Below are 14,317 nucleotides of genomic sequence, written 5' to 3' on the forward strand. Positions count from 1 at the left end.
AGGAAGGAATGTTCCGATGAACGTCAGCAATTCCAACGCAGCCCTCATGCAAACCGCACAGACGGCAAAGACCGGTGCGGAAAGCACGCTCGGCAAAGACGCGTTCCTGAAAATCCTCGTCACCCAGATGAAAAACCAGAACCCGCTCGAACCGCTGAAAGACACCGAGTTCATCGGACAGATGGCGCAGTTCAGCTCACTCGAACAATTGACGAACCTGAATACGACGATGACCGCATTCGTCGGCGGGAAAGGGACGGGATCGCTTGCTGACCACGCGAACCTGATCGGCAATAAAGTCTTCTGGGAACGCGGCGAAGGCGATAGTGCTGAATCCGGCGAAGGCCTCGTTAAAGCGATCGCCATGAAAAACGGCGAAATCATCGTCGAGCTTGAAGACGGCGGCAAACTTCCAATCAATACAATCCAACGCATCGAAAAATATACAGGTGAAACCAACGGACCACAGACCGTCTGATCCAAAGGATCCGGCCGGTACACGAAAGGGGAAAACAAAATGTTACGTTCAATGTATTCAGGTGTTTCAGGCATGAAAGGCTTCCAGACCAAACTAGACGTCATCGGAAATAATATCGCCAACGTCAATACGATCGGCTTCAAGAAAAGCACGATCAACTTCCAGGATTTGCTCAGCCAGAACATGTCAGGCAGCGGTGTGAATCCGATGCAAGTCGGACTCGGCGTGCAGACTTCAGCCGTCAATGTGATCCATACACCAGGGTCAGCAATGACGACTGGCGTCGGAACGGACGTGGCGATCATGGGGGACGGGTTCTTCATGGTGAAAGATCCAGCGAACGCTGCGGGACAAACATTTCTGACACGCGCAGGAAATTTCGTAGTAGATGCTGATGGCGACTTGGTCACTTCACAAGGCTACGCTGTCCAGAGCACCACAGGCGCGAACATCCGCATCGATCCTGACACATACGCGTCCTTCTCCATCAACCGTGAAGGACAAATTATCGGCAAGCGACCGAATGGAACTGAGGATACTCTGCAGACCATCGGAGTGGCCAATCCTGAAAATCCGACTGGCCTCCGCAAATTTGGCGGGTCGCTTTATGAAATGACTGGAGCTGCAGGAAACATGAATCCTGGAACAGCGGCTGCTGCCACGTCCATGATTTCCGCCGGCATGCTCGAAATGTCGAACGTCGACTTGACGGAAGAATTCACGGAAATGATCGTTGCGCAGCGCGGTTTCCAGGCGAACTCACGGACCATCACAACTTCTGATGAAATCCTGCAGGAAGTCGTCAACTTGAAACGATAAGGGAGGGACAGGCTGAAAGCGCCTAGCGCGCTTTCAGCTGTTTACATGATTCAACTGACAAGACTGAACCAGACGCCGTTCACCTTGAACGCCATCTATATCGAACGGATCGAATCGACGCCCGATACGATGGTGACGCTGATGTCCGGCAAGAAAGTGCATGTGCTTGAACCGGTCGACGAAGTCGCCGACAAGATCACCGCCTACTACCAGAAGATCAACATACTGCCGAGCCTGCAGCACCCGAACTGGGCTGAATGAAAGGAGGGACCCCGATGGACAATCAATTGACCGATGAAAATCTCGAAGCGATTCTTTCGACGCTGCAGCAAAATGCGCCGGCAGCGGCGCCGGTGATGCGGGAGCGGAAAGTGCAGACCTACGATTTCAAAAAAGCGCTGCGCTTCTCGCAGGACCAGATCCGGACGCTGACGCGCATCCATGAAAACTACGCGCGTCTGTTGACTTCCTACTTGTCGACGCTGCTCCGGACTTACGTACAGATTTCGGTCGCGTCGGTCGAGCAGTTCACGTATGAAGAGTTTGTCCGCAACGTACAAAAAAAATCCATCCTGGGCGTCATCAAAGCCCCTCCTCTTACCGGGAGCCTGCTGATGGAATTTTCGCCGGACGTCACTTACATCATGCTCGACCGGATGCTGGGCGGACAAGGCATGAGCAAACCGGCAATGAACGAATTGACCGAGATTGAAATGAGCGTCATCGAACGCGTCTTCATCAACGCGCTCAGCAGTTTTCAGGAAGCCTGGGCATCAGTCATCAAGCTGTCGCCGGAGCTGAAGGAAGTGGAAGTGAACCCGCAGTTCCTCACCACCTCGGCGCCGAATGAAACCGTCATTCTGGTAAGCCTGCAGACGAAGATTGGCGACGTCGAAGGCATGATCAACATCTGCCTGCCGCACGTCGTCCTCGAACAGGTCCTGCCGAAACTGTCGGCGCGGCATTGGCTGGCCAATCAGAAAAAAGAGATCGAAAGCCACGAAGCGGTCGCACTCGAACTGAAAGTGCAAAGCACGAAGCTCGACGTCAGAGCGGTTCTCGGAAAATCATCGATCGACATCAGCGACTTTTTGAACTTGAAGCCGGGTGATGTAATCCGCCTGGACGAATCATACACAGACCCTGTGACGGTCCTCGTCGATGAAAAACAGAAATTCTTCGCACAGCCCGGCGTCTCAAGAGGCCGGATTGCGATTCAGATCACCGATATCCAGTCAGAAGGGGAAGAATGAAATGAACTTAGACAAATTGTCCCCGGACGAAATCAGCGGCCTTCTTGGCCGGAAGAAAACGGAGGGGAACCCGATGCCTGCACATTCTTTATTGCCAACCGAAAAAGAAGCGTTGATGGAACTCTTGGCCGTATCGCTCGGCGGCTCGTCCAATGTCCTTTCCGAATTGCTCGGTAAAGGGATCGCCATTTCGCCGCCGGTCCTCGCGGTCAAACAGCGGGAAGACCTTCTGTCTGCTGACGACTCACCGTTTTTCGTCGTCCTTGGCGAATACACAGGCGACGTGAACGGAATCCAGATTCTCTCGATTCAGAAAGAAGACGTCCAGCGGCTGGTGCAGTCAATCCAGCCGGGCAGCGATGCAGAAGACATGGAGAAGCAATTCCAGGTGCTGCAGCAAGTGGTCGAAGGGATGTTCACATCCGTTTCAAAATCGATGGCGATGGTGCTCGAGCAGAACGTAGCCTATTCGCTATCAGGAATGGATGTTGTCGACAAACAGCAGGACTTCCCGATTGCCAAATTCACCAGCGAAGAGTGGTTTTTAGAAGCTGCCTTCCATGTGAAAGTGGACAATTCAAAACCAGCCAGCTTCGAACTGGGGATCCCGGTCGGGTTGGCGAAGCAAATGGCAGGGGTTCTGATCGATGAACCCGCCGAGGATTACGCGGAGGAGACACAAACTATGGAATTCCAAACGAACAACCAAACCACAACAGAACCGAAAAAGAACGACACGCCGAACATCCAGTCGGTCCAGTTTTCGAGCTTCGACGACACATCGTCCGTGCAAGGCGAACCGAACAACCTGAACATGCTGCTGGATATCCCGCTGCAAGTGACAGTGGAGCTCGGCCGCACCAAGCGGATGGTCAAGGAAATCTTGAACGTGTCGCACGGCTCGATCATCGAGCTCGACAAATTGGCGGGGGAGCCCGTTGACATCCTTATCAACAATAAAGTCATCGCAGTCGGAGAAGTGGTCGTCATCGACGAAAACTTCGGCGTCCGTGTAACGGACATCCTCAGCACAGCCGACCGCATCTCGAAACTGCGGTAATGCCGGACAGAAGGAGTACATCGAGATTGAGCAGAGTAAATTCGCTATCCATCCTCATGATTTTCATTTTCGCAATAGGTTTTGCCGTTTCGGTGCCTGATGCAGCATTTGCAGAACCGAATGTCGCCGACTGGGTCGGCGATAAGGCGCCGGATAAAGAACAGCCGGCCGAAAGCGCAGAAGCGCCGGAAGAGCAGAGCCTCTTCGGCATCATCGCAAAACTCGTATTCTATACGCTTTTGATCCTCGCCATGATTTACGGGCTCATCAAGTTCCTGGCGCTGCGCCAGCAGAAGTTCCAGCCGAACCAGGCGGTCAAACCCCTGGGCGGCACACCGCTCGGGAATAATAAATCCTTGCAGCTCGTGAAAGTCGGCGGCAAAGTCTTGCTGGTCGGCGTCGGAGACGACATCACGCTCCTCAAGGAATTCGATGATGCAGACGAAATCGGCGCAATCGAAAAGGACCTCGAGAAGCCGCAGGCGATGTTCCAAAAAACGGCGTTGAAACTGCCGAACTGGAAAAAGAAATCAGGCCAGGGCTTTGAGCAATTGTTTGCGCAAAGCTTGAACAAACAGAAACAAAAGCAGGAAGAAATCAAACGCAGCCTGCTGAAGACGGACGGCAAGGAAGGGAATTCGAAATGACGGCAGACTTGCTCCTACTCGTAAATATTCCGGGCATCGATTTCGGCAATGACAACCCGGAAGATGTCGGGGTGACGCTGCAGCTTTTGGCGCTCTTGACCATCCTGTCGATTGCACCGGCCCTGCTCATCCTGATGACCAGCTTCACGCGCATCGTCATCGTCTTGTCGTTCGTCCGCACCGGGCTCGGCACCCAGTCGATGCCTCCGAACCAAGTGCTTGTCGGCCTCGCCTTGTTCCTGACGTTCTTCATCATGGCGCCGGTGTTCACTGAAATCAACGAGACCGCGCTCCAGCCTTACCTCGCAGGGGAGGCGACACAAGAAGAAGCGATGGAAACAGCCGTTGTGCCGATCAAGCTTTTCATGGCGGAACATACGCGGGAGAAAGACCTGGCCTTGTTCTTTAAATACCAGGAACTCGAAAAGCCCGACAGCATCGAAGAAATTCCGCTCATGTCGCTCATTCCGGCATTCGCCATCAGTGAACTGAAGACCGCGTTCCAGATCGGCTTCGTCATCTTCATCCCGTTCCTGATCATCGACATGGTCGTCGCCAGTACGCTGATGGCGATGGGGATGATGATGCTCCCGCCGGTCATGATCTCGCTGCCGTTCAAGATCCTGCTCTTCGTCCTCGTCGACGGCTGGTACCTGATCGTCGAATCGCTGCTTGTGAGTTTTTAGCTTCTCTAAAACTAGTTGAAGTTTACCGGATATTCCGCAAAACAGCTGTGCTTGCCGCGGACGAGCGCCGAGCCGCTTCGTCACTGCGCTCCTGCAGGGTCTCGGCTGTCTCGCTTTCCCGCAGGCAAGTATCGGCCAAACAGCATTTGGCCGGTACTTTGCGACAAAGCACGCAGTGCTGCAGGAGCAGTACGGTTTTCTCCGCTGTGTTGCTCCATATCCTAGGTTAATAAAATAATAAAAATGATCTATTACTATTCAAGATGAATAGATTTTAGATAAAGTCGAACTTTTTAATTACGTATATCTTATTAGAAGAAAGAGCGGAAGGCGACTCCAGCGGGGATGACGGGCCAAGTGAGACCCCGCAGGGCGTATGCCCGAGGAGGCTCACGGACCGTCCCGCGGAAAGCGTCCGCCTGCAGCGATTTCTTCATCTTCACCCTTCATTTATTATCATCAAAACAAGATCCATCCCCTCACCGAAAGGAAGAACAAGATGACACCAGACGTAGTGATAAAACTGGCGGAACAATCGATATACATGATCATCATCATTTCCGCGCCGATCCTCTTGATCGCCCTCGGCGTCGGGCTGATCGTCAGCATTTTCCAGGCTATGACGCAAATCCAGGAACAGACGCTGGCGTTCGTGCCGAAGATCCTCGCGGTGTTCCTGTCGATCGTTATCTTCGGGCCGTGGATGCTGACGATGCTGCTGGACTATACGCGCGATCTGTTCCAGCAGCTGCCGCAGCTCATCGGGTAGCGCATGGAACCATTTCTTGCATCGCTGCCTTATTTACTCCTGGTCCTTGTCCGCATCACCAGTTTCTTCGTCGTCGCGCCGCTGTTCTCCATGAAAGGCGTGCCGAACCATTTGAAACTGGGATTGGCGGCATTCCTTGCGCTGATCGCGTGGTCTAGCCTGGAGACAGGCGAGCCGATTCCGCTCGACGGCTATTACGTAGGGATGGTCATCAAGGAATTCGCGGTCGGCATTGCGCTCGGCTTCACGGCCGCGCTCGTGCTCTACACCGTCCAGATTGCCGGAGCGTTCATCGATTTCCAGATGGGCTTCGCGATCGCTTCGGTCATGGACCCGCAGACCGGGACACAGGTGCCGATCATCGGCCATTTCAAGTACATCCTGGCGCTCCTGTTCCTTTTGACGGTCGACGGCCATCACATGATGCTCGATGGCCTCATGCGGAGCCTGCAGGTGTTTCCCGTGGGCACGCTCGAAGTCGCCGCTGAATTTGGCGACATCGCCCAATTTGTCACCAACCTTTTCACGGATATGTTCCTGATTGCGCTGCAGATTGCGCTGCCGATTGTCGGTGCGCTGTTTCTGGTGGATGTGGCGCTCGGGATTCTGGCGAAGACGGTGCCGCAGCTGAACATTTTCGCTGTCGGCTTCCCGCTGAAAATTTTCACCGGCTTTGTGCTGTTGATGTTTTCCATGCCGATCTTCTTCTATATCTTGCAGTCGCTGTTCGAAAAAATCATGGTCAGCATGGGCGACTTGACCCGGCTGCTGGGAGGGGCATGAAGATGAAAAACCGATTGTCCCTGGATCTGCAGTTTTTCTCGGGGGAAAAGACTGAGAAAGCGACACCTCAGAAACGCCAAGAATCGAAACGCAAAGGGCAGGTGGCGAAAAGCGCTGAACTGCCGTCTGCGATGATTATGATCGGCGGCATCCTGCTGCTGAGCTTTCTCGGCGGCTGGATGCTCGACCAGGTGCTCGCGATTTACCGCATCAATTTCACCGAATACATCGCCTGGGACTGGACGGAGAAGAACGTCCGGACGCTGTTCGAACAGATGACGATGAACGCCATGAAGCTGATGGCGCCGATGATGGGCGCCGCAATCGTTTTCGGCATACTCGGCAACTTCATCCAGGTCGGGGCGATGTTCACGACCGACCCCTTGAAGATGAAACTGGACCGGTTAGACCCGATCCAGGGCGCGAAGCGGATCTTCTCGGTCCGTGCACTGGTCGAACTGGCCAAATCGCTGCTGAAGATCTCCATTATCGGATTCGCCGCCTTCACGGTGTTATGGGGCGAAAAAGAGGAATTGTTTTTATTGTCCCAAAAGAGCTTGACCGAATCGTTATCGTTTATCGGCGGGCTGGTCCTGAAGCTTGGCATCACAGCGTCCATCATTTTGCTGGTTCTCGCAATCCTCGATTATATGTACCAGAAATACGAATTTGAGAAAAACATCCGGATGTCGAAACAGGACATCAAGGACGAATACAAGAAATCCGAAGGCGACCCGCTGATCAAGCAGAAGATCAAAGAGCGGCAGCGTTCGATGAGCATGAACCGCATGATCCAGGACCTGCCGAATGCGGACGTCCTGATCACCAACCCGACCCACTACGCCATCGCCATCCAGTACGACGCGGAGACGATGGAGGCGCCGAAGGTCATTGCCATGGGCAAAGATCACCTGGCGTTGAAAATCAAGGAAAAAGCGAAAGAGCTCGATATCGTCATTATGGAAAACAAGCCGCTCGCCCGCGCGCTTTATGCACAAGTCGAAGTCGGGGATTCGGTTCCCGAAGACTTGTTTCTCGCGGTCGCAGAGGTTCTCGCATATATCTACCGGTTAAAAGGCAAGATCAGCTGACAATGAGTGAGGAGAAAAACGCATGAAAATCAAAGATTACGCCATCTTAATATCGGTCATCATGATCATCGTCATGATGGTCATCCCTCTCCCTCCACTATTGCTGGACATCTTGATCATGGTCAATTTGAGCATCGCGCTGACGATCATTCTGGTCGCGATGAATACGAGGGAAGCGTTGGAATTCTCCATCTTCCCGACGCTGTTGTTGCTCACCACCTTGTTCCGCCTCGGTTTGAACGTCTCCACAACGCGGTCGATCTTGACCAATCAGACGGGCGGGGAAGTCATTGAGACATTCGGTTCGTTTGTAGTAGGAGGCAGCGCCATCATCGGGATACTCGTGTTCCTGATCCTTGTCATCATCCAGTTCCTCGTCATCACGAAAGGCTCGGAGCGCGTAGCGGAAGTCGCTGCGCGGTTCACGCTCGACTCGATGCCCGGCAAGCAGATGAGCATTGATGCGGATCTTGGGGCGGGAATGATCTCCGACCAGGAAGCGAAAAAACGCCGCGAGAAAGTCGGCCAGGAAGCGGATTTCTACGGCGCCATGGACGGCGCCAGCAAATTCGTCAAAGGGGACGCGATCGCCGGCATCATCATCACGCTGATCAACATCATCGGAGGCTTGATCATCGGCGTCGTCGTCCACGGCTTGCCGTTCGGCGAAGCAGCCCAGCTGTTCACGCTCCTGTCAATCGGCGACGGGCTGGTCAGCCAGATTCCGGCACTGCTCATTTCAACGGCCGCCGGCATCGTCGTGACGCGTGCGGTATCCGAAGGCAACCTCGGGACCGACATCACCAAGCAATTGTTCGCATATCCGAAACTCTTATATATTGTCGCAGGAACACTGGCTTTGATCGCGGTCTTCACGCCGATCAATCCGATGCTCGTGCTGCCGGTCGCAGGGCTGGTCGCATACGGCGGCTACGCGATGCAGCAGAATCTGAACAAAGAAGAAAAGCTGGAAAAGGAAACGTCCGAGAAGAGCCCGGAACTCGAAGGCATGAAGAGCCCGGAAAGCGTCATCGACCTATTGCATGTCGACGCGATCGAATTCGAGTTCGGCTACGGGCTGATCCCGATTGCCGATAAGAACCAGGGCGGCGACCTGCTCGACCGGGTCATCATGATCCGCCGGCAATGCGCCATGGAGCTCGGCATCGTCGTTCCGGTCATCCGGATCCGCGACAACATCCAGCTGCAGCCGAATGAATACATCATCAAAATCAAAGGCAACCGCGTCGCTTCCGGGCAGATCATGCTTGACCATTACTTGGCCATGAGCCCGGGAATCGACGACGAAAGCATCGAAGGCATTCCGACCGTCGAGCCGGCGTTCGGCATGCCGGCCCTCTGGGTCAATGAAGACATGAAAGAAGAAGCGGAAATGTCCGGCTACGCCATCGTCGATCCGCCTTCTGTCGTTTCGACCCATCTGACTGAAGTGATCAAACGCCATGCGCATGAACTGCTCGGCCGCCAGGAAGTGCGGGCGCTCGTCGAGAATGTGCGGGAAACGTCGCCGGCAGTGGTCGAGGAGCTGATCCCGAACCTTATGGCGATCGGCGAAGTGCAGAAAGTGCTAATGAAACTACTGAAAGAGAAAGTGTCGATCCGGAATTTATTGGCGATCCTCGAAACTTTGGCCGATTTCGCCTCCCAGACAAAAGACACCGACATCCTGACGGAATATGTGCGCCAGGCGTTGTCGCGCCAGATCACCCTGCAATATGCACAGCCATCCCAGGCGCTGCAGGTCTTGACCGCAGGGGCGAGCCTCGAGAAGCGCTTTGCGGAATCGATCCACCGGACGGACCAGGGAACGTATTTGTCGATCGACCCGGAAACGTCGCAGGCCATTTTCCAGAACATCTCGGAACAAGCCGCGCAGCTGCAGCAGACCGGCGTCCAGCCGATCTTGCTGACGTCGCCCGGAACGCGCATGTATATGCGCCAATTCATCGAACGGTTTGCGCCGGACTTGCCGGTCCTTTCCTATAACGAACTGGAGCCGGATGTTGAAATCCAGAGCGTCGGCGTTGTCAATCTTTCAAGCGGGGCGGTTAATCTATCATGAGACTGAAAACATATATCGTAGACAATGTAGCGGATGCCATCCCTCAAATCAAACGGGACTTGGGCGCGGATGCGCTCATCCTGAGCACAAAAAAAGTCAAAAAGGGCGGCGTGTTCGGGCTTTTCCAAAAAGAGAAGCTTGAAGTGATCGCGGCCATCGAATCGAAAGGCGCGGAAAAGGCGAAGGGCCAGCCGGCCAACGAACGGCCGGTTCCGGTGTTTACCGAACCGGAAACCATTCGGCCCCAGGCAATGCGCGAAGAGGCCGCGGATGAAACCGGCAATTTGATCGCTGAACTGAAAAGCATCAAGCAGTTCATGATGCACGTTATCGAAGAAGACCGGCTGCCGGATGTTTTGAAGCCGCTGAGCGGGCGCTTGGATGAACAAGGCGTGAAAAAGGAAGTGCAGTCGGAAATCCTCGCGAAGATGATGGTGGTCCTGGATAAAAACCCGGCAGCGACGGAAGCCGAAATCGGGGAAGCGGCCCGGTTGGAAATCATCCGCATGATCCGCGCCCACCAAAAGGCGCCGTCCGGCCAGAACCCGGATATTGTCTGCTTTATCGGCCCGACCGGCGTCGGCAAAACGACGACGATTGCGAAAATCGCCGCTGATTACTTGCTTCGCGAAGACAAGAAGGTCGGACTGATCACGTCTGACACGTACCGCATCGCCGCCGTCGAACAATTAAAGACATATGCGAGCATCCTGAACATCCCGGTGAAGGTCGTGGAATCGTTCGATGACTTGGTGAAGGCCATGGAAGAACTTTCGGACTGCGACATTGTGCTGATGGATACAGCCGGACGCAATTACCAGCAGAAGCAGTATATCGACGACCTTGAAAGCTTGCTGCCGAACCAATCGAATGTCCAGATCAACTTGGTGCTGAGCTTGACCTCGAAATTCGAGGACATGAAGCGCATCATCGACAACTTCAAGACCATCAAGATGGACAATCTGATATTGACTAAAAAAGACGAAACCAGTTCAGCGGGTGCGATGCTGAACCTGATCTACCGCTACTCGATTCCGGTGCGCTTTATCGCAAACGGCCAGAACGTGCCTGACGACTTGCTCGCGGCGACGCCTGAACTGATTGCAGATTTCGTGTTAGGGGAAAACGGCCATGATTGATCAAGCAAAAGCGCTGCGCGACAAAATGCAGCAGAAAAAAGTGAAAAAAGACCGCCGTCCGACACGCGTCATCGCGGTGACAAGCGGCAAAGGCGGCGTCGGCAAATCCAATTTTGCGCTGAACTTCGCCCTGAGCCTGGTGGCGCAAGGCAAGAAAGTGCTGATTTTCGACGTCGACCTCGGTTTTGCGAACATCGACGTCCTACTCGGCCGTTCGCCGGAAGAGACGATTGCGACCATGCTCGACAAGAATCTGTCCATTTGGGACATCATCGAAGAAGGCCCGAACGGCTTGCAGTTCATTTCCGGCGGGACAGGATTTGATGAAGTATTCCGCCTCGACGAGGACAAAATGAACAAATTCTTTACCGAGCTCAGCCAGCTTCAAGGGCATGTCGATTACATCATTTTGGATACTGGAGCGGGGCTGTCCTACGAAAACCTGCGTTTTATCCTGGCAGCGGACGATGTCATTCTGGTCACGACGCCGGAGCCGACGTCGATCACCGACGCCTACTCGGTCGTCAAGATGGTCCAGGGCAAAGATCCGAACGTCCACATGAAACTGGTCGTCAATCAATGCACAAGCGATAAGGAAGGCCGGCAGACCGCGGACAATTTCCAGCAGGTCACCGGCAAATTCCTCAACAAGGAAATCGGCATGCTCGGTTTTATTCCAAGCGATGTTCACGTGCCAAGTGCGGTGAAAAAGCAGGTGCCGTTCACGATCGCTTATCCTAACAGCCAGGCGGCGCGCGCGATGCAGAAGCTTGCGTTCGATTTCCTCGAGCTGCCGGTGCCGTATAAACTGGGATTGAAAGGCTTTTTGCTGAAAATCCTCTTCAAATAAATCTGTAAAACAGGTGGTGGAACTCATAGTGGCGATGACAATATCGGAAAACGAACTGAATTATTGGGAAGACTGGAAAACGCATCGCGATTCAGAAGCCGGGAATTTCCTGGTGGAAAAATACTTGCCGCTGGTCGACTTCATTGTCCAGCGCTTCAGCATCAGCCTGCCAAAGACGGTCGACAAGGACGATATCCGCAGCCTCGCCTATGAGGGATTGCTGGATGCCTTCGATAAATTCGACTTGAACAAAGACTTGAAGTTTGAGACCTATGCCTCGTGGCGCATCAAAGGGGCAGTCATCGACGGGCTGCGCCAGAGCGACTGGCTGCCGCGGTCGATCCGGGACAAAGTGAAAAAGATCGAGAAGGCCTATGTCGAACTCGAACAGCAGCACAACGCCTCGGTGACCGACGAAGAGGTCAGTGCGTTTCTCGGCATCACCAAAGCCGAGCTGAATAAAACCGTTTCGGAAGCCGCGCTGTCGGCAATCGTGTCAATTGATGAAACCATCTACGACGACGAATCGGCAGACAAATACAATATCGTCGAAAACGGCATTGCCGCATCGCCGGAGAGGAGCTTATCGGCCCAAGCCATCAAAGAAGCGCTCGCGCAGGCGGTCGACCGCTTGCCGGAAAAAGAGAAGCTGGTGATTTCGCTCTGCTATTTCGAAGAATTGAAGCTCACGGAAATCGCGGAAGTGCTGAGCGTCAGCGTCTCGCGCGTGTCCCAGCTGCATTCGAAAGCGATCCTCCGGCTGCACGCCGCGACGGTCAATACGTACGACCATTATTAAAAAAGGTTCGGGTGATGGATGTGAACGGATTATTGATAGCGCTGCTGGTGGTTTCGGCTTTATTGAATGCCGGAGCGGTAATGTTTTTCATCAAATGGAATAAAGAACGGATAATAAGTTCGAATAGCGATAAATTACTCATTAGTATTGAAGAATTTGTAAATAAAATAGAAGAAAAGAATGAAGAACTCTTCCAAAACATGACGGATTATATTAAAGTAAAAGAAAGCGATTTCGAACAGCGGATTGCGCTTTTGGAAGAAAAACAGAACTTCAAGATCGAGGAAATTGTCTTGCCGGAAGCCGCGGAGCCGGCCAAAGCGCCGGAAAGCGTGGAAACCTTGTACAAGCAAGGCTTCTCTGCTAAGCAGATCGCTAAGGTATTGGGAATGGAAAACGGCGAAGTCGAACTCGCCATCAACATGCTTAATAAAAAGAAAAGCTATCAAAAGTAAAACGGGGTGCTCCATTTGCGGATTGACGGGCATACAACATTCCTGGGCGAACGGATTCAAAAAAGCGCCGGGGAAACAAAGAATATCGATTCTTTTGCACATGTCATGAAAAAAACACAAACAAAGCACCAGCTCGATTCGCTGAAAGGGCTGCTCGACCGCGTCGATCAGCACGGGCAGAAACTAGCGAAGCAGCGGACGCTGGAAAACTTAATCGCCTATAAGAATACGGTGAAACAGTTTATCAGCGAAAGCCTCAGCTACGGCTTGCAGCTTACGGACAAGGAAAGCTTCCATCCGAACGGCGGCATGAAAGCCCATCAGCTCGTGGAGATCATTGATGAAAAATTGCTCGAGATCCAGGATGAAGTGCTAAGCAGCGAAAAAGACGGCCTCGAGACACTGGAACTGGTCGGCGAAATCAAAGGCTTATTGATTAATTTATATATGTAAAACTGAAAACAGGGGGCATGAAATGAACGAGAATCGCCGCGAATTTTTCCGGGTATTTCTCCAAGGCGCTGTCGGCGGCAAAATCGCCATCGGCGGCGGAGAACTCCAGCCGATCGACATTGAAGACATCAGCGTCAAAGGACTGCGTTTTCTATATGAAGAAAACATTCCAATGGATGAAAAAGTCGCTTTCAGCTTCGAAATCCTCGACAAACCGTTCTTCTTGGAAGGCACCATCGTGCGCAAGCAGCAAGTGGACGACAAGACCGAATACGGCGCCGGCTTTGAAATCGATCAGCCGACCGCTTCACATCTGTTCAAGCAATTGAATTACTACCAGATCCGCCAACGCAAAGGCGTGCTGGAAGACTAAAGGGCACCCCGGACAAGAAGGCTGTAGAAGCTTTGTTGGTCGGGTTTTTTGTTTGTGTGGGCGAGTTCCCACTTAGAAAGCTTGAGTTCCCACTTGGACCGCTCGAATTCCCACTTGGAGCCGGTGAGTTGCCACTTGGCTGCAGGAAAGAGGGTTTTATCGCTTTTCGCCTTGGCGAAAAGCATCTTTTGGGCAATTGGGGGTTGGAGTGAGTTCCAACCAAGTATGGGCGAGTTCCAACCAATCGAGGCTGAGTTCCAACCAAATAGCTTCGAATTCTAACCAACTTGTTTCGAATCCCAACCAAGTTCTTCTCGAATTCTCACTTGGCTGCAGGAAAGAGGGGTTTTATCGCTTTTCGCCTTGGCGAAAAGCATCTTTTGGCAATTGGGGGTTGGAGTGAGTTCCAACCAAGTGCGGGTGAGTTCCAACCAAATGGGGCTGAATTCCAACCAACTAGCTTCGAGTTCCAACCATCCCTTTCCGAATTCCAACCAGCTCTCTGCAAATTCAAAAAAACCATACCATCTTCAAAGAAAACACCTCTTTTATTTCCGCCTCTGCCTGTGCCATCCTTTC

At 53.0% G+C, this 14,317-nt stretch carries 17 protein-coding genes; all 17 read left to right on the forward strand.

Annotated elements, in window-relative coordinates; all coding sequences use genetic code 11:
• The first annotated feature begins 16 nt into the window (after positions 1-16).
• The 17 genes from flgD to ACTL32_RS01645 all read left to right on the forward strand — a co-directional run bounded on the left by flgD (position 17) and on the right by ACTL32_RS01645 (position 13,738).
• Positions 17-478, forward strand: coding sequence for a flagellar hook assembly protein FlgD (gene flgD, locus ACTL32_RS01565; protein WP_441339831.1), 462 nt, complete (start codon positions 17-19; stop codon positions 476-478).
• A 39-nt stretch (positions 479-517) separates the two neighbouring features.
• Positions 518-1,297 (forward strand): flagellar basal-body rod protein FlgF, encoded by a 780-nt coding sequence (gene flgF, locus ACTL32_RS01570; RefSeq protein ID WP_441339832.1) that lies wholly within the window; start codon positions 518-520, stop codon positions 1,295-1,297.
• 45 nt (positions 1,298-1,342) lie between these two features.
• Positions 1,343-1,558, forward strand: a complete 216-nt coding sequence (locus ACTL32_RS01575) for a flagellar FlbD family protein (protein WP_204890873.1) — start codon at positions 1,343-1,345, stop codon at positions 1,556-1,558.
• A 14-nt stretch (positions 1,559-1,572) separates the two neighbouring features.
• Complete coding sequence (gene fliM / locus ACTL32_RS01580; RefSeq protein ID WP_441339833.1) at positions 1,573-2,550, forward strand: flagellar motor switch protein FliM; 978 nt, start codon at positions 1,573-1,575, stop codon at positions 2,548-2,550.
• A gap of 1 nt (position 2,551) precedes the next feature.
• The gene (gene fliY, locus ACTL32_RS01585; RefSeq protein WP_441339834.1) at positions 2,552-3,610 is read left to right on the forward strand and encodes a flagellar motor switch phosphatase FliY; all 1,059 of its coding nucleotides are present in this window, start codon (positions 2,552-2,554) and stop codon (positions 3,608-3,610) included.
• A gap of 26 nt (positions 3,611-3,636) precedes the next feature.
• Complete coding sequence (locus ACTL32_RS01590) at positions 3,637-4,257, forward strand: flagellar biosynthetic protein FliO (protein WP_441339835.1); 621 nt, start codon at positions 3,637-3,639, stop codon at positions 4,255-4,257.
• Positions 4,254-4,943 (forward strand): flagellar type III secretion system pore protein FliP, encoded by a 690-nt coding sequence (gene fliP, locus ACTL32_RS01595; protein ID WP_441339836.1) that lies wholly within the window; start codon positions 4,254-4,256, stop codon positions 4,941-4,943. The genes ACTL32_RS01590 and fliP overlap by 4 nt, the downstream gene beginning before the upstream one ends.
• Before the next feature lie 499 nt (positions 4,944-5,442).
• Entirely contained in the window at positions 5,443-5,712 is a 270-nt protein-coding gene (fliQ, locus tag ACTL32_RS01600; protein WP_204890869.1) for a flagellar biosynthesis protein FliQ, read from the forward strand.
• Between the two features lie 3 nt (positions 5,713-5,715).
• Positions 5,716-6,495: a flagellar biosynthetic protein FliR gene (gene fliR / locus ACTL32_RS01605; protein WP_441339837.1), complete on the forward strand. Its 780-nt coding sequence runs from the start codon at positions 5,716-5,718 to the stop codon at positions 6,493-6,495.
• Positions 6,496-6,497: 2 nt separating this feature from the next.
• Entirely contained in the window at positions 6,498-7,586 is a 1,089-nt protein-coding gene (gene flhB / locus ACTL32_RS01610; RefSeq protein ID WP_441339838.1) for a flagellar biosynthesis protein FlhB, read from the forward strand.
• Positions 7,587-7,608: 22 nt separating this feature from the next.
• Complete coding sequence (gene flhA, locus ACTL32_RS01615) at positions 7,609-9,669, forward strand: flagellar biosynthesis protein FlhA (protein ID WP_441339839.1); 2,061 nt, start codon at positions 7,609-7,611, stop codon at positions 9,667-9,669.
• Positions 9,666-10,808 (forward strand): flagellar biosynthesis protein FlhF, encoded by a 1,143-nt coding sequence (gene flhF / locus ACTL32_RS01620; RefSeq protein WP_441339840.1) that lies wholly within the window; start codon positions 9,666-9,668, stop codon positions 10,806-10,808. Before flhA ends, flhF begins: the two co-directional genes overlap by 4 nt.
• Positions 10,801-11,658, forward strand: coding sequence for a MinD/ParA family protein (locus ACTL32_RS01625; RefSeq protein WP_441339841.1), 858 nt, complete (start codon positions 10,801-10,803; stop codon positions 11,656-11,658). The genes flhF and ACTL32_RS01625 overlap by 8 nt, the downstream gene beginning before the upstream one ends.
• Before the next feature lie 34 nt (positions 11,659-11,692).
• Positions 11,693-12,457, forward strand: a complete 765-nt coding sequence (locus ACTL32_RS01630) for a FliA/WhiG family RNA polymerase sigma factor (protein WP_441339947.1) — start codon at positions 11,693-11,695, stop codon at positions 12,455-12,457.
• A 14-nt stretch (positions 12,458-12,471) separates the two neighbouring features.
• Positions 12,472-12,912, forward strand: coding sequence for a DUF6115 domain-containing protein (locus ACTL32_RS01635; protein WP_441339842.1), 441 nt, complete (start codon positions 12,472-12,474; stop codon positions 12,910-12,912).
• Positions 12,913-12,918: 6 nt separating this feature from the next.
• A complete protein-coding gene (locus ACTL32_RS01640; protein ID WP_441339843.1) occupies positions 12,919-13,365 on the forward strand; it encodes a YaaR family protein in 447 nt (148 codons plus the stop codon).
• A 22-nt stretch (positions 13,366-13,387) separates the two neighbouring features.
• Positions 13,388-13,738: a PilZ domain-containing protein gene (locus tag ACTL32_RS01645; RefSeq protein WP_441339844.1), complete on the forward strand. Its 351-nt coding sequence runs from the start codon at positions 13,388-13,390 to the stop codon at positions 13,736-13,738.
• The last annotated feature ends 579 nt before the right edge of the window (positions 13,739-14,317 follow it).

Origin of the sequence: Planococcus sp. FY231025, from assembly GCF_052078085.1 — a bacterium.
In the GTDB taxonomy this organism is placed as follows: domain Bacteria; phylum Bacillota; class Bacilli; order Bacillales_A; family Planococcaceae; genus Planococcus.